A 23,181-nucleotide genomic window follows, 5' to 3' on the forward strand; every position below is an offset into this window, starting at 1 on the left:
GGTTTTAGACACATGAATAAATTTGAATCGCCCCGCTCTTCTGAAGCTGTTCTGCGTTATCTTGACGGTGATTATGAGATCGTCAGACACGGAGCCTATGTCGCGTGCGCAGTGACCGGCGCCCATATCCCGCTCGATGAACTCAAATATTGGAGCGTTGCGCGGCAGGAACCCTACGCAACCGGCCTGATTTCTTTTGAACGTGAGTTGGAAGTCAATCCTGAACTGCGTAGCCGTAAGAAGGCTTAAAATTAGCTCGCAACACGGCTTTTGAAACGTTCGATGACTGTATCCAGTATGCGGTCAAGCCCGTCGTTGCGGTCAAATTTGAGATCGACATCGAGGACAGCGAGTTTTGCCAGAAAGCCGGTAGGAACGCCAATCATCGTGGCCAAGCGTACCTGATCTTTCGCCGTGGTAATCAATCCCAATCCCTGACGGCGGGCTGCGTCCATCAGAGTGCGAATATCATCCGCATCAAAACTATGATGATCGGGGAATGAGTGCGTCTCCACAATCTCACCGCCTGCCTGTGTAACACTTGCATAGAATTTTTCTGGATTGCCTATACCCGCAAATGCGAGCCATCGATTGCCCGCTACCGAAGCGGTCGATGACGGCTCAAGATGCGCTTCATATATCGGCCGACCAGCCCGTGCCGCCTGACGGATAGCGAAATCAGCACCATCGCCTTTGCCAATACGCAGCAAAGCGTCGGTTTTACGCATCTGGTCTGTCAGCGGAGCACGCAGTGGGCCTGCCGGTATGACCTTTCCATTGCCAATACCACGCGCGGCATCAACAACCAGCAGCGAAAAATCGGCAAAAAGCCGCGCGCTCTGGAAACCATCATCCATGATGATGAAATCGCAACCGAGCGTCTGTAAATGGCGAGCCGCCTTTAGCCGATCAGGACAAAGAGCCACCGAGGCATGTCGTGCCAGCAGGAGTGGCTCATCGCCGACATAACGCGCACTGTCATGCGCGGGATCAACAACGTGCAGTCCCTTGTAAGCGCCGCCATAGCCACGTGACACGATGCCGGGGTTTAGACCTCGTGCCTTTGCGCCAGAAGCAAAAGCAATAGCAGTCGGCGTTTTTCCCGCTCCACCTACGGTGAAATTGCCCACGCAAAGGACCGGCAGAGAAATTTTTGGTGGTTCCGCTTTCAAAAGCCGACGCCCTGCCACCACTCCGTAGAGCCAAGCAGCAGGCGCCAAAGACAAAGCGCGCCAATCAGGTTTTTCCCACCAGAAAGGCGGCGCTTCACTCACCATGCTCAGTGACCGCCCGTCTGATAGGCAGCCTCATTGCGATTGCCAGGTAACTGTGCCTGCAGGATCAAAGGCTGGATAAACGGCTCGAGTGCAACAAGTGTACGATCCAGTGCACCGCGCATATCCCTGACCGTGCTCACTCCTGCATTGATCATGGCACGCAGATGCTGAGGATTGTTGAACAGGAAATTGATCGCTCCCGCGAGCATATTGCGATCCTTCACAATGCGCGCGCCACCATTCTTGATGAGACGCTGGAAGGACTCACGGAAATTCTGGACATTCCGCCCGGTTAGCACGGCAGTCCCCATCATCGCCGGTTCCAGCGGGTTGTGTCCGCCTTCCTTGGTCAGCGAATTGCCAATAAATGCTATTTCGGTCAGTTGGAGATAAAGCCCCATCTCTCCGATGGTGTCTCCCAGCAGGATATCGGTATCGGCTTCAATCGGCTCATTGGCGCTGCGACGCGCAACCTTGAGCCCCTTTTCAACCAGCATAGCCTCAATGGCCGGAGCGCGATCCGGATGACGCGGAACAATAATCGTAATGAGATGAGGATAGCGCACTTTCAGCATCTGATGAACTTCCGCTGTGATCGCTTCTTCACCGTCATGGGTAGAAATTGCGGCCCATGTCCGCCGTCCACCAATCTGGCGTTGCAACGCGGCCAGAGCCTGTGGATCGGCCGGCGGAGGATTCGTATCGACCTTGAGATTCCCTGAAACACTGACCGGTCGTGCCCCCAGCGTCCGAAAGCGATCTGCATCAAGTTCCGACTGTGCAACCACATAGGCGAAATTTTCAAAGAGTGCTTCGGCCAGTGCCGGTCTCTTCTGCCAGGCAGCGAAGGAGCGGTCAGACATGCGCCCATTGACCAGAACCTGCGGCGTATGGCGACTGCCAAGCGAAAGTACCGTTGCAGGCCAGACTTCGGACTCACAACCAATGGCAAGATCAGGTTTCCAATGGTTGAGAAACTTGTTGACCGCTGGTTGCAAATCCAAAGGCGCATATTGATGGATAACTTTGCTACCCAACTGATCCGCTACAACTTTTGCCGACGTCACGGTACCTGTCGTCAGCACGATATGAATACCCGTTGCGGCAATCCGCTCAATCAATGGCGTAATCGCGACGGTTTCACCAACGCTTGCCGCATGGGCCCAGATAACCGGTCCTTGCGGACGCGCGATGGCGGATTTGCCGTAGCGCTCGCCGCGACGCATGCGCTCTTCTTTACCGCGCGACGCGCGATAGGCGATGTAAGGCCCCATAAAAGGATAGGCCGCGGAGCCGAGTGCACGGTAGGCAGACAACATATTGCGCGCCCAGCGTTCGCTCATTTCGCTTTCTCCAACGCAGCATAGGCCTTGACGGTCGCGTCGTTGAGTTGGCGCGTTAGCTCCATGCGTTTTTCTTCCAATTGCGTTTCATCGGCATCCGCGTCGACCCATACATTGTCGCCGCGCACGATAATCGAGCGCCCAAAGGGCAGCGGAATCGCCGTCTTGTCCCAGGACTTTTCCAAAACATGGTTCCGCGAGAAAGCATAAGCAACCGGTATTATCGGACGACCGGACAATTTCGCCAATAAAATGATGCCGTCTCCCGCTTCACGCGCTTTGCCGTGAGCAATGTCTGCAATTATTGACGCCGACTGGCCTTTTTTTAGAGCATTCTTCAACGTCAGGAGCGCGCGTGCTCCACCTTTCTCAGGCTTGGAACGAGAACCACGTCCTCCAGAACCACGTACCGTCAACAATCCGAGTTTTTCTGCAACACGAGCGTTCAACTCCGCATCAGCACTTTTCGAAAACATGGCCACCAGCTCAATTCCCTTGGGACAGATGAACGGCCCCATGAGATGTTGTCCGTGCCAGAAAGTCACGATGAAAGGATCGTCCTTGCCAACCAGCGCTTGCGGATCGGCCGACTCTTTCAGGCGTGAATTGGTGATGTAGACGAACTTGAAGTAGCTGGTGATCAGCCATACCAGCATGGCCTTAACCACGGCGGATTGCGCCAGTGGTCCGCGAATACGTCGCCAAAGGCGTTTCGCGAACCCTTGCTTCTTATGCCCGGTGGTCTGACCCGGACTATCTCCGCTTTGCATCCGATAATGACCGGGAGCAGGCAAACTGCTCAATCCGCCTTCAACGTTACGCCTTCTGGATCGAGCAACCGATGCAGGTGCACGATGAAATAGCGCATATGAGCATTGTCAACGGTTTGCTGGGCCTTCGACTTCCATGCAGTCTTGGCCGATTCGTAATCCGGGTAGATGCCAACGATATCGACGTTTTCAAGATCGCGGAACTCAACAGTACCGAGCTTTTTCAGCTCGCCGCCGAACACCAGATGAAGAAGCTGCTTTTTGTCGCCTTCGACGCTCATGACAATTATCCCTGAACAAATTTGGTTCGCGGCATGATTAACCCAAGGGTCAGTCCGCGACAACACTCAACATTTCTTGCAGAAGGTCCCCGCTGGCGGCAACGAGAGCGCCATGGCTCAACGTCGGACCACCATATGCGATCGGCAAGGCATCACTTGTCAGGATTGCCCCGCCCGACTCACTCAGTATCAGATCAGCTGCGGCCAAATCCCAATCATGCGAATTTGGCCGAATGAAGGTGCCTGCGATATCTCCACGTGCAACCATAGCTATACGGTAGGCGAGAGAGGGAACATAGGGATGAATCTTTGCACGATCTCGCCAGCTTTCCGGCAAAGCCGTTACCATGTTGCGGGCTGATGCAATTGTCACCTGTTCGCCGGGCGATGGCAATCTGACACGAATAGCCACACCATTTTGCGAAGCGCCGACGCCTTTCCCTGCCTCTATGAGTTCGTTACGTGCCGGACATTCCAGAACGCCAGCCAAAGGGCGGCCATTTTCAACAATGGCTATGCTAACACACCATTGATCCTGTCCAGCGATATAAGCGCGGGTGCCGTCGATCGGATCGACGACGAAGGCGCGGCTGCGTTTTTGAGCCGCTCGTTCATCGACGGTCTCCTCCGATATCCAGCCATAATCCGGCCGCGCTTTCAAAAGGACATCCTTCAGATAGCGGTCGACAGCCAGGTCGCCTTCACTGACGGGCGATGAACCATCCTTCAGCCAGACTTCCGGAGAACGACCGAAGTAGCGCATTGCGATACGTCCGGCTTCGCGCGCAGCATCACGCAGAAGCGCCAGCTCCCCGGAAACGTCGTTTTGTTTGTCAGTTTCCGGCAAGGGTCATGCCTTCGATTACGAGTGTCGGCGCCGTCATCCCGAAATTTCGGTCGATATCGGACGCTGGTGTCATATTGAGGAACATGTCCTTGAGGTTCGAAGCGATTGTCACTTCGCTGACAGGATAGGCGAGTTCGCCATTTTCGATCCAGAATCCGGACGCGCCGCGGCTATACTGGCCAGTAATCATGTCAACACCCTGCCCGAACACTTCCGTCACATAAAAACCTGTGCCTATTGCCCGGATCAATTCCTCCGGCGACTGCGAACCGGGTTCGATGGCAAAATTGGTTGACGCAGGCGAAACGCTGGAGCCTGAACGAACACCACGACCATTGCCTCGCAGACCCAACTCGCGAGCGCTCGAACCGGAAAGCAGCCAATAATTGAGAACGCCGTCCTCAACCATTGTCAACGGCTGCCCCTCAATCCCTTCGCCGTCGAACGGACGCGAAGAAGAACCACGCACACGCAGCGGATTGTCGGTAACGTTTATACCCTGTTTGAGAATCTGCTTACCGAGACTGTCGCGAAGAAAGCTCGTCTTGCGCGCAACCGAAGCGCCGTTAATAGCGCTTGCAAGATGTCCCGCGATACCGCGCGCAAGGCGAGGATCAAAGACAACAGTAACCGGCCCCGTCTTTGCCTGACGCGCACCCAGCCTTCGCACAACCCGTTCACCAGCGCGACGCCCGATATCATCAGGTGTATCCAGATCGGAAAAATGCAGTCGCGAACTAAAATCGTAGTCGCGCTCCATTTTCGTGCCCTCGCCTGCAATCGCCGAGACCGATCGTCCAAAGCGTGTGGCAGCATATTGGCCTGAAAACCCGGTGGACGTGACCAGCACCAGACCACCCAGACTGCATGAAGCGCCGGCACCACCCGAATTTGTCACACCTTTAACGGCAAGCGCCGCAGCTTCCGCCACAAGCGCATCCTTTGTCAGACGTTCGGAATCAATTTCCGTTGAATCGTAGAGATCAAGATCACGAGGCGAAACCACAAGCAGCGATGGATCGGCCAGTTGTTCATAAGGGTCTTCCGGCGCAACACGCGCCATGGCGACCGCCCGCTCAGCAAGGCGGCCTGGATCGGCGCTCGCATTGGCCGAAACACTCGCAATGCGACCACCCACAAAAACGCGCAAAGCGAAATCGTCACTTTCCGACGATTCGGTTCCCTCAACCTTGCCCAGCCTCACCGACACGCTTACAGACCGCGCGCGCATCACGACTGCGTCAGCCTGATCGGCACCGGCACGTTTGGCTGCCGCCACGAGAGCGGCTGCTCGATCAACAATTTTCTCTGCCGAATTATCTGAAATCATTATATAATCCGAGTTTCCCAAGTTCATCGCGGCTCAACCTCGAACTACAATTTGCAGCGGATTCGAAACCGGGACTTGCTAAAAAATATCGTCAAATTGTTCGACATTGGGCTGATTACAGCCATATCTTGTTTCTATATTGCTGAAATCCAAGGGCTTCAAGGCAAGCCCTCCTACATTTCTCCAAATTCCAAGAGCTTGGCATGGTTGCAACTGGCGGAAGTCTCTACCTACAGTGTCTGATGATTTTGGGCGGAGCGATTATCGCAGCGCCGCTGTTCAAGCGATTAGGACTTGGTACAGTCCTCGGCTATCTTGCGGCAGGCATCACGATTGGACCTGTGGCTCGCCTGATTGCAGACGGAGAAGATTTTCTGCACTTCTCCGAGCTCGGGGTTGTCTTTCTTCTCTTCATTATCGGGCTGGAGCTGAAACCCTCAAGACTTTGGGCATTGCGCCAATCGATCTTCGGTCTTGGCACCTCCCAGGTTCTGCTTTGTGGAGCAGCTTTGACAGCCCTTGGCATCTACTTTGCGGGCCTCAGCCCTGAAGCAGGGATCATCATCGGTTTCGGCCTTGCGCTTTCGTCTACGGCATTTGCGATGCAAGTTTTGGAGGACCGGGCCGAAACGAACCAGAAGCATGGCCAGCGTGCCTTTTCGATTCTGCTGTTCCAGGACCTCGCCATTGTACCAATTCTTGCAATTATTCCGGCGCTCTCACCAAACGAGCCATCACAGGCGAGCGCTGGCTTTCATCTCGCCACAGCTATTGCAGCTATTGCGGCACTGGTGATTGCAGGGCGCTATCTCATCAATCCGATGTTTCGCATTATCGCCAACACCGGCGCTCGCGAAGTAATGATCGCCGCAGCGCTCTTCGTAGTGCTCGGATCAGCCAGTCTGCTTCAGGCTGCAGGCCTTTCGATGGCCATGGGCGCATTCATTGCAGGCGTTCTGCTTGCAGAATCGTCCTATCGACATGAACTGGAAGCGGACATCGAACCTTTTCGCGGTATTTTCCTTGGATTGTTCTTTGTTGCGGTCGGCTTGTCGCTAAACCTCACGGTGATCCTGCAATACTGGAAGATTATCCTTCTTGCAGTGCCCATCTTCATGGCCACCAAGATCGCCATCATTTATCTGCTGTGCCGCATCTTCAGGTCCAGCCATAACGATGCAGTGCGAATCGCTTTTCTTCTGCCGCAGGGCGGTGAATTTGCTTTCGTTCTGTTCTCGGCAGCCTCGGCTGCAGCCATCATCTCAAGCGCTCTTGGTTCAGAGCTCGTCGCGGCCGTCACCGTATCCATGGCTCTAACGCCGCTTTCTGTCGCGATAGGGTCGAAGCTGCTTATCAAGGATAAGACTATCGACGTCATTGAAGAGAACTATGAAGGCGCAGGTTCTGACGTCTTGATGATCGGCTTTTCACGATACGGGCAAATTGCATCGCAGATCCTTCTTGCAGGCGGTATCGACGTAACCGTGATTGACAGTTCGCCCAATCGTGTCCGTGCAGCGGGAAAATTTGGCTTCCGCATTTACTTCGGTGACGGTACCCGCAAGGACGTCCTGGAAGCCGCGGGAATTCGAAAAGCAAAGATTGTCGCCGTCTGTACCCACAAAAAGGAAACGACCAACCACATCGTCAATCTCATACAATCGGAGTATCCGGACGTTCGTTTGTTTGTTCGTTCATATGATCGCGAACATACATTGCAATTGCGCGCTCAGGGTGTCGAGTATGAATTGCGCGAAACGTTCGAATCCGGTTTGCTGTTTGGCCAACGGACGCTCGAAGGGCTCGGCATAGCCGAAACCCAAGCCTACGAAATTCGTGAAGATGTTCGCCAGCGCGACGAAGATCGCCTCCACGTGCAGGCTTCGGAAGGAATCATGGCCGGCCGCCATCTGCTCTTCAACAAGCCGGTCACACCAGAACCTCTGGTCAAACCCACCCGTGAAGGTCAACGCATCGACAAAGGTGCGGATGATATAGTGTCCGCCTCGTCATCTACCGGCACAGTCGGATCACCGGTTCCGGCGGAATAGAAAACGTACGGGAAGCCGTTAAATTCAGGTCGCAAGAGTTGAATTTAACGGCATCACTTTTCCCTCAACTGCCAGTTCTATAGCGCGTTTCAATTCGTCGCGAACGCTGGCGCTTTGTGACAGGATTTGCTCGAACTTCAGGAAATCGAGAAGCCCAATCCGCTCGACATCAGGGCGAATGAAAATGTGCGGAGGGCGAATGCGAAATTTGTTTTCGATGATGGAGCACATCGTCAGCTGGTTCGCGCCGATCACCGCCTCAAACGTCGTTGGCATGTAGTCGTCTGGTCCGACCGGGGTACCGACAACATCGATGCCTATGACAATATCGGCCTCGTCGAACAGCAAGTCAAAGGGCACTGGATTGAACAAACCACCATCGACCAGTATGCGGCCATTTCTGCGCACCGGAGCGAACACTGGCGGTATGGCACAGGATGCCGCGATGGCGGAATGTAGATCGCCATCGCAAATATGAATTTCCCGAGCAGCATGGAAATCCGCCGCCGTAATGCTCATCGGGATTTTCAACTCTTCCACATTGGCTGGTAAGCCGGCAGGCAAAAAGACGTCCAGCACCTTTTCGATATTGAACTGGCTGACGCGTAGCCCCCCCTTCAACAACTCTGCCCAGTGAGCCGGACGAGTTTGCCACATGCGCTTTGCGACTTCGGAACGGCGATTGAAGATCGCCGCCATATATTCGTGAATTTCCTTGCCGGTCATGCCGCTGGCCATCCCGACGCCGATGATCGAGCCTATCGAAGAGCCTGCAATTGCAACCGGCTTGATACCAAGTTCATCAAGCACCTCGACGATGTGGATATGAGCAATGCCGCGCGCCCCGCCTCCGCCGAAAGCGACGGCAATTCGGGGAGATGACGGCACGGCCTTTTCCAATGTGGCACCTTTTAGCTTTGAGCTGGACCGAAGATCAGAATAGCCGGTTCTGCTTCAAGTAGCTTCTTCGCTATAGCCTTGACCTGATCCAGCGTCACAGCATCGATCAACTCCGAGCGCTTGTCTATATAATCACGCGGAAGTTCTGCTTCCTGCAAGCTGACGAGAGTCTCTGCGATTGCTGCAGACGAGTCCAGATTGTTGACTGCATAAGACCCTTTGAGGAAGCTTTTGGCGGCAGCAAGTTCCTCTTCCGTCGGTCCGTCGGCAGCCATAGCTGCGACCTGCTCACGAATAATCTTCAGGGATTCCTGTGCTTTATCTGGACGGGTTGCGGTCGAAATCATAAGCGCCGAAACGTGATCACGCATGACCATGGATGACGACACCGAATAGGCAAGGCCACGCTTTTCGCGCACCTCGGCATAGAGCCGCGAAGTAAAGCCACCACCCAGAATATGATTCATCAGGTAGGCTGCAAAGAATTCGGGATCTTTGCGTGGAATAGCCGGATAGACGAAACTGATCGAGGTCTGCGGCATGTCGAAATTGAGGCTGGTCGTCGTACCGAGTGCCAGTTTGGCATCCGGTACGGGAACCAGTTCGGCCATAGCAGACAGATCACCGAACACCTTGTCCAGCAATACACCAAGATCCTTCGCATTGATGGAACCCACCACGCCAATGGTCAGACGGTCACGTGCAAAGTTCTTGCGATGAAAGTTCACCAAATCATCACGCGTGATCGACTGCAGCGACTTCACCGTGCCGTCATCGGGACGCGCATAAGGATGGTTGCCGTACAGAACTTCGGCGAACTTACGCGACGCAATCGTCGAAGGGTTGCGTTGAGAGGATTCGATACTTGCAACCACCTGCTGTCGAATACGATCGATTGCATCCTGATCGAAGCGAGGCTTGTTGACGGCAAGAGCGAGCAAACTTGTCACTGCGTCGCGATTTTCCGCGAGCATGCGAATGCCGCCCGAAACAGAATCCTGCGTAGCGGAAAAGCTCATTTCCGCACCCAGATTGTCGATCTTTTCCTGAAACGCATCCGATTTCAGGTCGCCAGCACCCTCGTCGAATAGCCCGGTCATCAGGTTAGCCAGCCCTTCCTTGCCCGAAGGGTCCTGTGATGTACCACCCTTGAAGGAGAACCGCATAGAAATAAGCGGGACCGAATCGTCTTCCACCAGCCAGGCATGAATACCCTTTGGCGAAACAACTTCCTGAATTTCGATTGCGCGCGCCGGCAAGGCGCACACGATCAACAATGTCATGGATGCCGCGAGAATACCCACAGCGGACCCTGCATAGCGAAAGCCGAAAACACGTTTGAAGTTCAGCATCAGAATGTTCTTCACTGGATCGCTCCTCCAGCACCATTGCCATCGGCGCCTTCTGCTGACGCAGCCGGGTTCTCGCGAGCACTTTCCGGCTCGGCGTCTGGTGGAAGCAAGTAACTGGTTACCGACTGGTCTTTGACAAGATAACGTGTCGCGACATCCTTGATTTGGTCGACAGTGACACCCTTGATGACCTCCGGCCATTTCTGGATATCGTCAATCGTCTGTCCAACAGACAGCGACGAGCCATAAATCCGGGACATACCTGTCTGGCTGTCACGCGCAAAGATAATCGCTTTCAGGAAACGATTGCGAGCTTGATCTAGCTCGGTCTGGCTGACGCCATCCTTGATGATCCGCGCAACTTCGGCATCAACGGCCTTTTCGACATCACCAAGCGTTGCGCCATTGCGCGGTGCGCCGTAGACGGAAAACGTACCGTCATCGAGCGCATCACCGCCATAGCTCGCGCCCGTATTAGCAGCTATACCCTGTTTGACGATCAATTCCTGATAAAGGCGTGAACGCAGCGAACCGCCGAGAATTTCGCTCAGCAGATCAAGAGCGGGAGCATCTCCCGGCTTCACATTCGGAAACCGTTTTTCATTCGCATAGGATGGTACGAGCCAGGACACACGGAAGGAAGGCGTGCTTACACGTTCATCGTGCAGTGTCACGACGCGGGCGGCATGCTTCGCGGGTTCCTGCGGGCGGTCACGCGGCAGAACTTCAGCGCGTTTCGGCACATTTGCCCATGTTTTCAAGGTCAGATCACGCACGCGTTCCGGCGAAACGTCTCCGGCTATAACGAGCGTCGCATTATTCGGTGTGTAGTATTGCTGATAAAAGTCGATGGCGTTCTTGAGGCTTAGCTTTTCCATTTCCTGCTGCCAGCCAATGACAGGCTTGCGATAAGGATGATTATAGAAAAGGACAGCGTCGGTATTTTCCATCAGCATCGACGCCGGATTGGAATCCACCCGCATGCGGCGCTCTTCCAGAATGACGTCCCGTTCGGTTTTCACGGCTTCCTCATTGAGCACCAGATTTTCCATCCGGTCCGACTCAAACTGCATCACCATTTCCAGAGCTTCTGGAGATACACGCTGGAAATAAGCCGTATAATCATAAGATGTGAAGGCGTTTTCCTGCCCGCCGATTGAGGCAACTTTCGCCGAAAACTCACCAGCTGGATGGTTCTTCGTTCCCTTGAAAATCAGATGTTCGAGGAAATGCGCAATGCCCGAAACGCCGGGCGCCTCATCGGCCGATCCCACATGGTACCAAATCATCTGGGTCACGACCGGAGCACGATGATCGGGAATAACGACCACTTCCAAACCATTTGGCAATGAGAAGTGACTGACTCCATCCGACTGGATAATTTCTGGAAGCGCAGCTTGTTCAATAGCTTGTGGTGAAGCAGGCGCTGGCTGCGGTTCAGTGGCAGCGGCTGGTTGGCTTTCTGCCCGGACTGCGCCGCTTGCCAGTGGTAAAGCCAGCACGAAACCCAAGGCGGTAGACAACAGCAAACGCCGGAGTGAGGGGTTATTCACCAAGCGACATCTCCAATCGGTTTCATTTCCGCCAGGTTGTTCCGGGCGACATGTTATATTTTATGCGAACGAAATCGTCCGCTAATTCAACCGGCGGCTTTCAACTGGATCAGCCGAATAATCGTGCCCCCGTAGTTGCGCTCTTCCAACACAACGAATCGTTCGTCGAGTTCGAGCACCGCCTCCGCATCTTCTTCAAGCACCAAAAGTGCGTCAGGATTAAGCCAGCCGCCTTCAAGTGCTGATAAAAAAGCCTTTTCCCCCATGCGCCGTCCATAAGGCGGGTCAGCAAAAACCAGATCAAACGGCTCCATCGTTCCCACAATACCTAGCTGGCAAGCGTCACGCCGTAAAATCTTGGTATGCCCCTGAAGACTGAAAGCCTCGATATTCTGGCGCAACAATCCCCGTCCTTCTGCAGATTCTTCCACGAAGGTCGTATAGCGCGCGCCGCGCGACAAAGCCTCCAAACCGAGCGCCCCAGTTCCCGCGAACAGGTCGAGGACGCGCGCGCCCTCCACCTTATCGGGAAAATTATGTGCGAGAATATTGAACAGGCTCTCGCGAGTGCGGTCGGTTGTGGGACGAATGGCGTTGGTCAAAGGTGTTACGAGCGCTCGCCCGCGGAACTTACCGCCGACGATCCGCACCGCCGCCTCCAGTTCTGCCACCGCCTGACTTGCCGCCTCCCGGCTTTCCACCTGGTTTATCGCCCGGCTTGTTTCCCGGTCCCCGACGCGGCCCATCGTTCGGGCGATCATCAAAACGACGAGTCTTATTGCCCGGTCCGCTGCTGCTGCGCGGGCCTGAACGCGTATCACGGTCGGACGCACCAAAACGGCCTTCTCCACGCGGCCCGCCCGGCTTACCCGTCTTGCGACCCTCAAAGCCACCTTTACCGTGCTCTGCAGACCGCCCTTCCGTGTCGCGCAATTCCGCACGCTCGCGCTTGCCGGGACGACGTTCTTTGCGTCCATCCTCACGCGGCTCACGGCGCTCTGGACGTCCTTCTTCCGAACGATTTCCTTCCGGGCGCGGACGTTGTGGACGGGAATCCCTGTCAAAACGGCCTTCCGGACGCTTGTTGTAGCGGCGTTCGCCACCGTCTTCGCGGTCGCGGCCCTGCTCCTCTTCGCCAGCCCGGCGCGGCCGCATTTGCAGGTCGCCACTGAATTTTGCCGAACGATGCGGAACCTGGTGCTCTACACGAGGGGGCTTTGCAGCGGCCTTTTCGCCCTTGGGTCGCGCACCGGGAGCCATCCAGACATTGGCGTTCCCTCTACGGCGCGGCTCGACCTTCTCTGTCTTTTCTTCCCGTCCGCGACGACGTTCGGGGCGGCTCGAAATCCATTCCCGCTCACGCGGTGCCCGACGGGTTTCGCCCTCCTGCTCCGGCTGACCTTCTTCCATCTCGCGGCGAGTGCGGCCCTGCACAGCAGCGTTCGAAAACTCGTTGAGAACGGGGGCATCAAAATCTGCGCCCGATTCCTCGATCAGCTTGTCACCCAACTGATCCCGCAGGGTACGTCCCTTGATTTCGCGGACGGCGCCTTCTTCAAGATCGCCAAGCTGGAACGGGCCGAACGAAACACGAATAAGCCGCCCAACCGTAAGGCCCAGCGCGCCGAGAATGTTCTTCACTTCGCGGTTCTTGCCTTCACGCAACCCGATGGAAATCCAGACGTTAGCACCCTGTACGCGTTCAAGTTCGGCTTCAATGCTGCCGTAGAACACGCCATCAACCGCTATGCCGTTCTTCAGCTCATCCAGTTGCGGCTGGGTCACCTTGCCATGAGCGCGCACACGATAACGGCGCAACCATCCGGTGGACGGCAGCTCCAGAACACGTGACAACCCGCCATCATTGGTCAGAAGAAGAAGCCCTTCGGTATTGATATCGAGCCGACCGACCGATAGCACGCGCGGCATTTCCGCTGGCAATGCCTCAAAAACCGTTGCGCGGCCTTCGGGATCGCGATTTGTGGTCACCAAGCCTGCTGGCTTATGGTACAGCCAGAGACGGGTACGCTCGGTTTGCTTCAACGGCTTGCCGTCGACCGTGATAATGTCAGTACGCTTGACATTGACAGCCGGGCTTTCCAGCACCTTGCCGTTCACAGCAATACGGCCAGCAGCAATCATCGTCTCAGCTTCACGACGTGAAGCTATGCCTGCCCGCGCCAGACGCTTGGCAATACGCTCACTCGTATCCTCAGGCGCTTCAGTGCTGCGCGGTCCGAATTTTCGTGGCTTGTCACTCCCACCATCATCGCGGCGCGGACGGCTATCCCGGTCTTTATCGCGATCTGTCCGGCCGGGACGATCGGAGCGCCCTCCTCGGCCATAGGGACGCTTGCCGTCCTTGTTGTCGTCATCTGTAGTCATCTGGTATTGGCCTTTCAGCAGCGCTGCCGTGTCACCTTACACCTTTAATGACAGGCAAGGGACAGCCGGAAACAGGAACGCCGTATAAATCCGTTCGCAAATCGGTTTCGATTTCGAGAAATATGCAGTAACAAATCGTTCCATGGCTTGCGAGCGAAATTTCCGAAAGAGTGCATGAAATGGAACAGGCGTGAAAAAGAGTGCCGAAGCCCTGAGCCAAAATGTGGCTATTCCCATGGAGATCGCACTTGAAGAAGCACGGGCTGCGGGTATCCGCGGCGAAGTTCCGATTGGCGCAGCCATCGTGCATCAGGGTACAATCATCGCGCGGGCGGGCAACCGCACACGTGAACTCAATGATGTAACCGCACATGCTGAAGTGCTTGCAATTCGCGATGCTGGACGAGTTCTACAATCCGAGCGCCTGATCAACTGCGATCTTTATGTGACGCTGGAACCATGCGCGATGTGCGCAGCGGCCATTTCTTTTGCCCGTATCCGTCGTCTCTATTATGGCGCCTCCGACCCGAAAGGAGGGGGCGTGGAGCACGGGTCGCGCTTTTATACGCAGCCTACCTGCCATCACATTCCGGATGTTTACACAGGGTTTTCGGAAGGTGATGTCAGCAGGATACTAAGAGATTTTTTTAGAAACAAACGCACTTAACTCAGATAAACTTAAAATGACAACTGATCTTGGCAATCAACTCATGAGTCGACTGCCAAGATCAATAATAATATTATTCATCAATTTCCGCTGTGAGGCGGCTGCGCCGCCATCTCGCAAATCTTTTCCGGAATCCCGTCCTTGTAGATGATTTTGCAAGCCGCTTTACATATGTCCGTTCCAAATGGAAGTTGTTCACAAGCCATTGCTGGAATAGTTGTGAAAATAGCGGAAGAAATAACAATATAACTAAAAATGTTCTTCATCACAAATATCCTTTTAATTTCAACTTACAGATAAAATTAAACGCTTATTTCGATAGAACATCAATTACAATTTTTACGCTTAATAATTACAGGCCAGAAAAAATGGACACCTTATACCCCATTATGCGCTGCACATTGACTTTAGGTACCAGACTTTTTCCCTACTGCCATAAAGTGCAAGGTATTATCTCGCAGCACAAAATGATGAATAAGAGCCATCAGAACATGTCCCGCAACGACTGCGAGCAAAGCCCATCCCAATAAGCCGTGCAATGCGTTACCAGGAGCGGTCAGCATGGCATTTTGCACACCGGTCTGCTCAAAAATCCGAATGCCAAGGAACGAGAAGGCTCGCCCGCTGCCATAGGTACGCAGCAAAGCCAAGACCGGAACGGCGAACATCAGTCCATAGATAACAAGATGCCCAAGGGCAGCCAACTTGCCAACATGGCCCGACTTATGCGGACGTCGACCCGAATTCAGCACTCCCCATATTCCGCGCAATAGCACCAACACCAGAAGCGCAAAGCCAAGCTGGTGATGAGCCGACCAGAAGACACTATAAATCGTTGTATCTTTAGCTACGACGCGCAAGATTGCGGACAGAAACTGCCAAAGAAACAAAAAAGCCATCAGCCAGTGAAGAGCTCTACTGATCCGGCCATATCCTGACGGCGTGTCCCAGATAGTGTTCGTATTGTTCATCAAATCGCACCTTGTATCTCAAGTTGGTATGGTACGATTTGCATCAAAGAAATCTTTGATTGAAATCAAATATACGTCAGAACCATAAACATTAAAAAAATTTAATTATTCTTGAAGGAGAGCAGCAACCAAAGAAACGACAGTTTCTTCCCATAAAATAAGCCGCAGCAATTTTATTTACCGCGGCTTATTGTCAAGAAGATATACTCAAGGAACGATTAGTTCCAAGGCAGATAATCACGCCAACCTTTGGATTTCCCTGCGGCTTTCTTGCGCTCACGTTCCTTTTGCGCCTCGTCCGTACCCAACTCGCCGACTGCTGCGGTTGATGCTGGTTCACGATAAGTAAGAGGTGGCTCACTCAAATAGCGACGTGTCGTTGAGGAGCCTTGAGTTTGTTGCTCACGAGCTGCCTTGTAAGCTGCAACCTTTGCCGGGTCGAATGTCGGTGTACGGGATTCATAGTCTTCACGGCGGCTATTACCACGCGGCAAGGCTGCCTGAATGTTGGATGCTACCGGGCCGTCCTGCACGACCGGCGACACAAAGTTCGGATCGTCGCGGTTCGCAGTAATCTCGTCACGCAAACGTTTACGGCGCTGTTCCGGTGATTCTGGCCAATTTGGATCGTTGGCATTGGCGACGCTTTGCTGAGGAGCTGGCAACTGGCCTTTATCACCCGGAGCAGGCCGAACCAGATCGGGACGCGGCTTATAATCGATCCGCTCTTTCTTGTTCTTGCCCTGTCCGAAGCTCGCCATATTCGACACGTCGTCAAAGAGCTGGGCCCCTGCGGTCTTGTCAGTTCCATAGGTCGGCGAAGAAACGCAGCCAGACAGCGAAACGCCCGCTATCGCTGTGATAAGTACCAGAACTCGTCCTTCAATCTTCATTAGCGCCACTTCTTTTACGCTTGTCGATCTTATCTTCACCAAAATTTGCTCTCGCAAGCCCTGACTGAAGAAACCGGCAACTCCAAGGCAGATATTGAAATTATCTGAGGAATGCCTTGTACATGAGTGCACCCCATGCGGCAATCCGATGTTAACCGCTATTTCACCATGTCTGAAGCGAGGTTTGCAACCCCGTTTCCGCTCAAAACGCCCCCGGCATAAGTGACACCGAGGGCAAATCCTTTGAATTCAATCAGACGTCCAGCTTGCCGAGCGCCTTGAGTTCACGAAGCGCACCGGCATCTCGCGCCGAGACCTCTGGGAACTCGGGATCAGAACCAACATCCGTTGTATACCGCCATGAGCGAGCGCACTTCTCACCTTCGGCGCGTGCGGACACAACAGCCACGCCCTTCACATCACCGAGTGTGAAAGCGCCTTCCGGTGCTACCGCGTCACTCAATGATATGCCACTGGTGATGCAGATTTCCGCGAAATCGAGACCGTCGAGCGAATCGGTCAAGCTCTTGTCGGAAATATAGACGACCGGAGCGGCTTCCAGCGACGACCCAATACGCTTGTCCGCACGCTCCAGTTCGAGAGCCCCGGTCACGACACGACGAACTGCACGAACCTTGCGCCACTTTTCGGCCAATACATCATCCCGCCATTCCGCGGGTGTCAGACGGAACTGTTCGGCGTGAACCGAAACTGACTGCGGATAACGGTCGAGCCAAGCTTCTTCCATGGTGAAAGGCAACATCGGTGCGAGCCAGGTCGTCAGGCGGTCGAAAATTTCACGCACGGTCTGGAGTGCAGCTTTGCGGCGGGTGCTCGACGGAGCATCACAGTAAAGCGCATCCTTGCGGATATCGAAATAGAAAGCCGAAAGTTCGACATTCATGAAATCGATGAGCGTACGGGCAATGCGCTTGAAATCGAACGTGTCATAGCCGGAGCGTACAACCTCATCCAACTCTGTCAGACGGTGTAGCATCAGGCGCTCAAGTTCGGGCAGGTCAGCATGAGCGACGTTTTCGCCTTCGTCATGTGCCAGCGTGCCCAGCATCCAGCGGATGGTATTGCGCAGCTTGCGATAGGCGTCGATATTGGTCTGGATGATGCTCTTGCCGAGGCGCTGATCTTCCCAATAATCAGTGGTCATAACCCAGAGACGCAAAATATCCGCACCGGATTCCTTGATGACGTCCTGCGGCGTGACGGTATTGCCGAGCGACTTCGACATCTTCTTGCCGTGCTCATCCATGGTGAAACCATGGGTCACGACGGAATTATACGGCGCACGGCCGCGCGTGCCGCAGCTTTCCAGAAGCGACGAGTGGAACCAGCCACGATGCTGGTCAGAGCCCTCCAGATAGACATCAGCCGGCCATTTCATATCTGGACGGTCTTCCAGCGTGAACGTGTGCGTCGAACCGGAATCGAACCACACGTCTAGGATGTCACGCACCTGCGTCCAGCCTTCATTGGATCGGCTTCCGAGGAAGCGCTCGCGCGCGCCTTCAGCAAACCAGGCATCCGCCCCTTCGGCCTCAAAAGCATCGAGAATACGCTTGTTGACTGCATCATCCTGAAGAATATTGCCTTCTTCATCTACAAAAACGCAGATCGGCACACCCCAGGCGCGCTGGCGCGACAGAACCCAGTCCGGACGACCCTCGATCATCGAGCGCAGGCGGGTTTGACCGGCTGCTGGTACGAAACGCGTATCGTCAATTGCCTTCAACGCGCGCGAACGCAAGGTCGTACCGTCACCGAGATTCTTATCCATATAGACGAACCACTGCGGCGTGTTGCGGAAGATGACCTGCTTCTTCGAGCGCCACGAATGCGGATAGGAGTGTTTCAGGCGGCCGCGGGCGAAGAGCTTGTCATCGGCGATAAGCTGATCCATCACCGACCTGTTGGCGTCGCCCTTCTTGCCGTTATCGTCGATCACGCGTGCGGCGCCGCCTTCACGGTCCGGACCGAATCCCGGTGCATCCTTGGTATAAAAGCCGTCATCACCAACAGGGAACGGGATGCTCGGATCGATACCTCGTGCTTCCAGTTCACGAACATTGTTCATCCAGGCTTCAAAGTCTTCACGACCATGGCTTGGCGCGGTGTGGACGAAGCCCGTACCGGCATCGTCGGTCACATGATCACCGTCGAGCATCGGAACCGCGAACTCATAGCCGCCCGCAAAACCCTTCAGTGGGTGATCGAGGACGATCTTGCCAAGTTCGTCTGCGGAAATACCGCGCAGGCGCTTGAACTGGAGTTTTGCCTTGGCGAAGCTTTCTTCAGCCAGCTTGTCGGCGAAGATGAGCTTTTCGCCCGGACGCGGGCCAAAATCGTTCTCGGCTTCCGTGACTTCGTAAAGCCCATATTCGATACGCGACGAATAGGACACGGCGCGGTTACCGGGGATGGTCCACGGTGTGGTCGTCCAGATCACCACGGCGCTGCCGGAGAGATCGTTTTGTCCGGCGACAGGGAACTTGACCCAGATCATATCCGACTCGACATCGTGATATTCGACTTCGGCTTCCGCGAGTGCAGTGCGTTCCACGACCGACCACATCACCGGCTTGGAACCGCGATAAAGCTGCCCGGAAGCCGCAAACTTCAAAAGTTCGCCAGCGATACGCGATTCAGCGTGGAAGTTCATCGTGGTGTACGGATTTTCAAAGTCGCCAAGAATTGCAAGGCGCTTGAACTCCTCCGTCTGGACCTTGATCCAGTTGGAAGCGAATTCACGACATTCCCGGCGGAATTCGTTGATCGGAACTTCGTCCTTGTTCTTGCCCTCGGCGCGATATTTTTCCTCGATCTTCCATTCAATCGGCAGACCGTGGCAATCCCAACCCGGAACGTAATTCGAATTGTATCCGCGCATCTGGAAGGAGCGCGTGATGACATCCTTGAGGATTTTGTTCAGCGCGTGGCCAATATGGATGTTGCCGTTAGCATAGGGCGGACCGTCGTGGAGTACGTAAAGTGGGCGGTCTTTCGCCTGCTCACGAAGTTTTTTATAGAGGTTCATACCCTCCCAACGCTCAACGAAGAGCGGTTCGCGCTGCGGCAGGCCAGCACGCATCGGGAATTCGGTCTGCGGCAGATAAAGGGTTTTGGAATAATCGATTTTGGTCGTCTCAGTCATGAGGGTATTCGCCTGTAAAGCCCCAGCCAGAGGTGGCGGGCATGTGGATCAAAGAAAACAGGGACTGTAGAGCACAGCCGGTCGCTCCCGGACCTCCGCGCCAGAAATTGCCTGGCAAAGCAGCCATTCAGGCAAAGCGGGAGGCCGGGCCAATAATTCGTATGGCCGTCATGATAAGCCGAAAATCCGTCATCATGGGCACGCTTTTAGCAATGAGCTTCGCAGGAATAAAGAGGCCATCGGGGCAAAGACGCAATAAAACTGCATCCCCGCCCCTGAAAATGTTCACATTTATGCCGCTGAGATCAGTCCAGCGAGAAATCGAAACGGTAAGTCGCAGAAACGCCAACCATGAATTGGTTCGGGGATCCGCGTTCCTTCACGATGCTTGAATCCTTCGCAGGTCCTTGCAGACGACTATATTCACCAAACAGACTGGTATCGATCTTGTCAGTCGCCTTCCACGTGATCGCTCCGCCAACGCCTGCGGACTTAAAGCCACTGCCCGGGTTATATTCTGATAGGCCGGATGCGGCTGCTTCTTCGGCATCTACTCCGAAATAAGTCTTGAAGTAATCCTTTGAAGCGAAGGTAGCTCGCGGGCCACCCGAAACGCGAACAGTCGGCGTAACATCATAGAATGCATCGGCAGCAATATCGGCCACCACGCCCTTATGTGCACGAATACCTTGACGCACTTCGCCGCGCACACGCAGCCAGTCGGTAGGATAAACGTCAACAAACGCACCGGCTTCACCACCGAACTTTGTATCTTTCAGGCCGTGAATATCATCATCTCGTTCGAACAACAGCTTTCCAGCGAGACCCACGCGGAAGCGATCATTGTCAATCACAGCGAAGGATACGTTGTCATTTCTTGACGAGAAGCGCGTCGCTTCCCCCTGTCGGCCAAGCGAGATGAGCGGCTGAGCAGAAAAGCGATATTTATTCGAGCCTTCGAACTTCGGAGCGACGAGGCCCGCCGCACCAACCTTGAGATACCAATCTCCGGACCAGAAATGCTTGCGGGCAGGTTGAACCGTTTCTGCTGCATAAATATCAGTTTGTTGTACATCGGCAGAAAAAGCGAGCGAATTACACGTCAGGAATGCAGCACCTGCAACGAGCGCCAGAGAAACAATACGTGCCACATTAAACTCCAACAAAAAGCGCCCCAACAAGTTTTGAGGCATTTATCCCTTTTTGTCGAGAATAAGTAAAATTTGATTTAAATCTTAAGTGGAAAACGAAACCAGGATTTCGCCTCACTCAAAAGAAAGCAAACGATCCAGTTCCGAAAGTGGTTTCGCACTTGCAAGCAGGGCTCGCGCTTCTGCATCGTCGTGCCTCATCTGCTCGATAAGCGGATCAAGGCCGTCAAACTTGATCTCGCCACGTAGAAACCCGAAGAAAGATACACAAGCGGTCTCACCATAAAGATCGCCCGAAAAATCAAACAGGAAGGTTTCCAGAAGGGGTATACCGTCACTATCGACAGTCGGGCGACGACCGAAACTTGCGACCCCATCGTAAAGGTCGCCATTCTCGCGCCTGAACCTGACGGCATAGATTCCGTGCTTCAGGCCTGCCTGCGCGTCGATTTTCATATTGGCGGTCGGGAATCCGAGTGTTCGACCGAGCTTCTTCCCGTGAATAACTTCGCCGCAGGCCATATAGCGATAACCAAGAAGTCCTGCTGCTTGAACAACATCACCTTCGCAAAGCAGATTTCTTATGCGGGTGGATGAGACAAGATTGGCACCTTCATCAGTGAAGGCATCAACCAGAGTAACCGTGAAACCAGCATCTTTACCGGCCTTTTGAAGAAACTCCGGTGTCCCGCGCCGGCCTTTGCCGAAATGAAAATCGTACCCGGTGACCACACAGCTTGCGTGCAATCGCTCGACCAGAATGTGCTCGACGAAATCTTCCGCCGAGCGGGATGAGAACTCACCGGTAAACGGCTGTTCAACAACGGCATCAAATCCCATCAGACGCAGTATTTCTGCCTTCTTCGCCGCCGCAGTCAGACGATCGATTGGCGCGTCGGGCTTGAAAAAACTGCGTGGGTGCGGCTCGAAAGTCAGAACCACCGCTGGCAGGTCGTGCTTTCCGGCGATCTCCAGCGCGCGCTCGAGTACGGCCTGATGGCCGCGATGGACACCATCGAAATTACCGATTGCCACCACACAATTCCGCAAGCGTTCCGGCAAGGAATCCGTTCCAGAAAGGCGCAGAAAGTGGGATTTGGTCATCTTAATCTGGACTTCGATTGATCGTAACGAGATTGCTGAGGTTCAAATAAGAGCATTAAGCGCAGCAACCGGACGGTTGCCATGCTTCTGGAGAAACGCTTCCATTCGGCCAATGTCAACCGTACCGTCGGTTGTATAGTCCGCTGCGTGAACTCCGCCGGAGATGTAAAGCACGTCCAGACCGAAGTCCGCGGCGCCCTTCACGTCAGTCAGAACCCCGTCACCGATACCGAGAATTCGACTTTTCTCGACCTTTTCACCCCGAATCTCTTCGGCAAACCGCAATGCTGCCTCGTAAATCGGACGATGCGGCTTTCCAGCAATAAGTGTGCGCCCACCGAGCTGGCCATATTCGCGCGCAAGGGCACCCGCGCACCAGATCAGTCGCGTGCCGCGCTCAACCATAATATCCGGATTGGCGCAGATGAACGGAAGATTGCGGGAGCGCAACCGGGCCAGCAATTCCTTGTAATCGTCCGGCGTTTCGCTTTCATCATCATAAAGCCCGGTGCAGACGACGCCTGAAGCTTCAAATTCTTCGACCAGTTCAACATCGAGACCGTCATAGATGGTCAGCTCGCGTTCACAGCCGATATGAAATACCTTGCGCGGACCTTCCGCGATCAGATCGCGGGTTACGTCACCCGAAGTAACTACGCGATCATAAGTATCGGCGGGAACGCCAAGACCTAGCATCTGCTTCTCCACATCTGGATGAGGTCTTGGAGAATTCGTCACGAGAATGACCGTAACACCTTTGGCCCGCGCGCGCTTTAGTGCCTCGATTGCAGCCGGATAAGCCGACACGCCGTTATGCACTACGCCCCATACGTCGCAGAAGAGCACATCGTACTGGCCGGTCAGATCGTCGAGGCGTTCGAGCTGCTTCATGGCTTCCTCTTGATAATTCATCTGTAATGCGAGAACCGCTATAGGAGTTCTGGAAGACTGCCGAAAAAGCAGCCAGCGCTCCATCTAACCCAGCCGACCACTTCTGTCACGGCCTTTGGCCTGGATATCCGACCGAGAGAGCGCGTCCAATTATCCCATAGTGTGTTTCATTGATCATTTACCGTGCTTCGTGACTGACTGTTAGAAAGATGCTGATAGGAGCGGATACAACTTTTCATTTCATGTGTC

General features: G+C 54.4%; 21 protein-coding genes. 3 read left to right on the plus strand and 18 right to left on the minus strand.

Going from position 1 to position 23,181, the window contains the following annotated elements:
- The first annotated feature begins 12 nt into the window (after nt 1–12).
- Nucleotides 13–249: a DUF2093 domain-containing protein gene (locus tag F9K91_RS00435; protein ID WP_104755504.1), complete on the plus strand. Its 237-nt coding sequence runs from the start codon at nt 13–15 to the stop codon at nt 247–249.
- Between the two features lie 2 nt (nt 250–251).
- Here F9K91_RS00435 and lpxK read toward each other — a convergent pair whose 3' ends face one another.
- The 6 genes from lpxK to F9K91_RS00465 are packed head-to-tail and all read right to left on the minus strand — an operon-like array spanning nt 252 to nt 5,848.
- Nucleotides 252–1,277, minus strand: a complete 1,026-nt coding sequence (gene lpxK, locus F9K91_RS00440) for a tetraacyldisaccharide 4'-kinase (RefSeq protein ID WP_151676905.1) — start codon at nt 1,275–1,277, stop codon at nt 252–254.
- A gap of 2 nt (nt 1,278–1,279) precedes the next feature.
- Complete coding sequence (waaA, locus tag F9K91_RS00445; RefSeq protein ID WP_151555109.1) at nt 1,280–2,620, minus strand: lipid IV(A) 3-deoxy-D-manno-octulosonic acid transferase; 1,341 nt, start codon at nt 2,618–2,620, stop codon at nt 1,280–1,282.
- Entirely contained in the window at nt 2,617–3,390 is a 774-nt protein-coding gene (locus F9K91_RS00450; protein WP_151555192.1) for a lysophospholipid acyltransferase family protein, read from the minus strand. The genes waaA and F9K91_RS00450 overlap by 4 nt, the downstream gene beginning before the upstream one ends.
- Before the next feature lie 29 nt (nt 3,391–3,419).
- The gene (locus tag F9K91_RS00455) at nt 3,420–3,671 is read right to left on the minus strand and encodes a DUF4170 domain-containing protein (RefSeq protein WP_010661008.1); all 252 of its coding nucleotides are present in this window, start codon (nt 3,669–3,671) and stop codon (nt 3,420–3,422) included.
- Between the two features lie 49 nt (nt 3,672–3,720).
- The gene (locus F9K91_RS00460) at nt 3,721–4,518 is read right to left on the minus strand and encodes a 3'(2'),5'-bisphosphate nucleotidase CysQ (RefSeq protein ID WP_151645166.1); all 798 of its coding nucleotides are present in this window, start codon (nt 4,516–4,518) and stop codon (nt 3,721–3,723) included.
- Nucleotides 4,505–5,848: a TldD/PmbA family protein gene (locus F9K91_RS00465; RefSeq protein WP_151676906.1), complete on the minus strand. Its 1,344-nt coding sequence runs from the start codon at nt 5,846–5,848 to the stop codon at nt 4,505–4,507. The genes F9K91_RS00460 and F9K91_RS00465 overlap by 14 nt, the downstream gene beginning before the upstream one ends.
- 203 nt (nt 5,849–6,051) lie before the next feature.
- Here F9K91_RS00465 and F9K91_RS00470 point away from each other — a divergent pair, with 203 nt between their 5' ends.
- Complete coding sequence (locus F9K91_RS00470) at nt 6,052–7,899, plus strand: monovalent cation:proton antiporter-2 (CPA2) family protein (RefSeq protein WP_151676907.1); 1,848 nt, start codon at nt 6,052–6,054, stop codon at nt 7,897–7,899.
- 24 nt (nt 7,900–7,923) lie between these two features.
- Here the strand turns inward: F9K91_RS00470 and F9K91_RS00475 are convergent, their stop codons facing one another.
- The 5 genes from F9K91_RS00475 to F9K91_RS00495 all read right to left on the minus strand — a co-directional run bounded on the left by F9K91_RS00475 (nt 7,924) and on the right by F9K91_RS00495 (nt 14,089).
- Nucleotides 7,924–8,799, minus strand: a complete 876-nt coding sequence (locus F9K91_RS00475; RefSeq protein WP_151676908.1) for a patatin-like phospholipase family protein — start codon at nt 8,797–8,799, stop codon at nt 7,924–7,926.
- A gap of 11 nt (nt 8,800–8,810) precedes the next feature.
- Nucleotides 8,811–10,151, minus strand: coding sequence for a M16 family metallopeptidase (locus F9K91_RS00480; protein WP_235912726.1), 1,341 nt, complete (start codon nt 10,149–10,151; stop codon nt 8,811–8,813).
- A gap of 11 nt (nt 10,152–10,162) precedes the next feature.
- Nucleotides 10,163–11,704, minus strand: a complete 1,542-nt coding sequence (locus F9K91_RS00485; RefSeq protein WP_151676910.1) for a M16 family metallopeptidase — start codon at nt 11,702–11,704, stop codon at nt 10,163–10,165.
- 86 nt (nt 11,705–11,790) lie between these two features.
- Nucleotides 11,791–12,354 carry a 16S rRNA (guanine(966)-N(2))-methyltransferase RsmD gene (rsmD, locus tag F9K91_RS00490; RefSeq protein WP_151677053.1) on the minus strand — a complete coding sequence of 188 codons (564 nt, stop codon included), beginning with the start codon at nt 12,352–12,354 and terminating at the stop codon, nt 11,791–11,793.
- On the minus strand, nt 12,335–14,089 hold the full coding sequence (locus tag F9K91_RS00495) for a pseudouridine synthase (RefSeq protein ID WP_151676911.1): 1,755 nt from the start codon (nt 14,087–14,089) through the stop codon (nt 12,335–12,337). Before F9K91_RS00495 ends, rsmD begins: the two co-directional genes overlap by 20 nt.
- Nucleotides 14,090–14,324: 235 nt before the next feature.
- On the opposite strand from F9K91_RS00495, the gene F9K91_RS00500 reads away from it, so the two are divergent.
- Nucleotides 14,325–14,756, plus strand: a complete 432-nt coding sequence (locus F9K91_RS00500) for a nucleoside deaminase (RefSeq protein ID WP_412842130.1) — start codon at nt 14,325–14,327, stop codon at nt 14,754–14,756.
- An 80-nt stretch (nt 14,757–14,836) separates the two neighbouring features.
- Here F9K91_RS00500 and F9K91_RS00505 read toward each other — a convergent pair whose 3' ends face one another.
- From F9K91_RS00505 to F9K91_RS00535, 7 genes are all read right to left on the minus strand, one after another.
- Entirely contained in the window at nt 14,837–15,022 is a 186-nt protein-coding gene (locus F9K91_RS00505; RefSeq protein ID WP_151555100.1) for a hypothetical protein, read from the minus strand.
- A 141-nt stretch (nt 15,023–15,163) separates the two neighbouring features.
- The gene (locus F9K91_RS00510; RefSeq protein WP_151555099.1) at nt 15,164–15,727 is read right to left on the minus strand and encodes a cytochrome b; all 564 of its coding nucleotides are present in this window, start codon (nt 15,725–15,727) and stop codon (nt 15,164–15,166) included.
- A 218-nt stretch (nt 15,728–15,945) separates the two neighbouring features.
- Nucleotides 15,946–16,620 (minus strand): hypothetical protein, encoded by a 675-nt coding sequence (locus F9K91_RS00515; protein ID WP_061346600.1) that lies wholly within the window; start codon nt 16,618–16,620, stop codon nt 15,946–15,948.
- Nucleotides 16,621–16,873: 253 nt separating this feature from the next.
- Nucleotides 16,874–19,786 (minus strand): isoleucine--tRNA ligase, encoded by a 2,913-nt coding sequence (ileS, locus tag F9K91_RS00520; protein WP_151676912.1) that lies wholly within the window; start codon nt 19,784–19,786, stop codon nt 16,874–16,876.
- A 305-nt stretch (nt 19,787–20,091) separates the two neighbouring features.
- The gene (locus F9K91_RS00525) at nt 20,092–20,979 is read right to left on the minus strand and encodes a MipA/OmpV family protein (protein WP_412842124.1); all 888 of its coding nucleotides are present in this window, start codon (nt 20,977–20,979) and stop codon (nt 20,092–20,094) included.
- Nucleotides 20,980–21,051: 72 nt separating this feature from the next.
- Nucleotides 21,052–22,041 carry a bifunctional riboflavin kinase/FAD synthetase gene (locus F9K91_RS00530; RefSeq protein ID WP_151555095.1) on the minus strand — a complete coding sequence of 330 codons (990 nt, stop codon included), beginning with the start codon at nt 22,039–22,041 and terminating at the stop codon, nt 21,052–21,054.
- Between the two features lie 42 nt (nt 22,042–22,083).
- Nucleotides 22,084–22,932: a TIGR01459 family HAD-type hydrolase gene (locus F9K91_RS00535; protein WP_151676913.1), complete on the minus strand. Its 849-nt coding sequence runs from the start codon at nt 22,930–22,932 to the stop codon at nt 22,084–22,086.
- Nucleotides 22,933–23,181 lie beyond the last annotated feature (249 nt).

The sequence above is a fragment of the Brucella tritici genome (assembly GCF_008932295.1).
Taxonomy (GTDB): Bacteria; Pseudomonadota; Alphaproteobacteria; order Rhizobiales; family Rhizobiaceae; genus Brucella; species Brucella tritici.

Bases quoted from the DNA above. Each gene is read 5' to 3' on its own strand.
- F9K91_RS00495 (WP_151676911.1), bottom strand. From the start codon at position 14,089: ATGACTACAGATGACGACAACAAGGACGGCAAGCGTCCCTATGGCCGA.
- F9K91_RS00505 (WP_151555100.1), bottom strand. From the start codon at position 15,022: ATGAAGAACATTTTTAGTTATATTGTTATTTCTTCCGCTATTTTCACA.
- waaA (WP_151555109.1), bottom strand. From the start codon at position 2,620: ATGAGCGAACGCTGGGCGCGCAATATGTTGTCTGCCTACCGTGCACTC.
- F9K91_RS00470 (WP_151676907.1), top strand. From the start codon at position 6,052: ATGGTTGCAACTGGCGGAAGTCTCTACCTACAGTGTCTGATGATTTTG.
- F9K91_RS00510 (WP_151555099.1), bottom strand. From the start codon at position 15,727: ATGAACAATACGAACACTATCTGGGACACGCCGTCAGGATATGGCCGG.
- F9K91_RS00535 (WP_151676913.1), bottom strand. From the start codon at position 22,932: ATGAAGCAGCTCGAACGCCTCGACGATCTGACCGGCCAGTACGATGTG.
- F9K91_RS00435 (WP_104755504.1), top strand. From the start codon at position 13: ATGAATAAATTTGAATCGCCCCGCTCTTCTGAAGCTGTTCTGCGTTAT.
- F9K91_RS00525 (WP_412842124.1), bottom strand. From the start codon at position 20,979: ATGCCTCAAAACTTGTTGGGGCGCTTTTTGTTGGAGTTTAATGTGGCA.
- F9K91_RS00450 (WP_151555192.1), bottom strand. From the start codon at position 3,390: ATGCAAAGCGGAGATAGTCCGGGTCAGACCACCGGGCATAAGAAGCAA.
- lpxK (WP_151676905.1), bottom strand. From the start codon at position 1,277: ATGGTGAGTGAAGCGCCGCCTTTCTGGTGGGAAAAACCTGATTGGCGC.
- F9K91_RS00500 (WP_412842130.1), top strand. From the start codon at position 14,325: ATGGAGATCGCACTTGAAGAAGCACGGGCTGCGGGTATCCGCGGCGAA.
- F9K91_RS00530 (WP_151555095.1), bottom strand. From the start codon at position 22,041: ATGACCAAATCCCACTTTCTGCGCCTTTCTGGAACGGATTCCTTGCCG.
- F9K91_RS00455 (WP_010661008.1), bottom strand. From the start codon at position 3,671: ATGAGCGTCGAAGGCGACAAAAAGCAGCTTCTTCATCTGGTGTTCGGC.
- F9K91_RS00465 (WP_151676906.1), bottom strand. From the start codon at position 5,848: ATGATTTCAGATAATTCGGCAGAGAAAATTGTTGATCGAGCAGCCGCT.
- ileS (WP_151676912.1), bottom strand. From the start codon at position 19,786: ATGACTGAGACGACCAAAATCGATTATTCCAAAACCCTTTATCTGCCG.
- F9K91_RS00480 (WP_235912726.1), bottom strand. From the start codon at position 10,151: ATGCTGAACTTCAAACGTGTTTTCGGCTTTCGCTATGCAGGGTCCGCT.
- F9K91_RS00515 (WP_061346600.1), bottom strand. From the start codon at position 16,620: ATGAAGATTGAAGGACGAGTTCTGGTACTTATCACAGCGATAGCGGGC.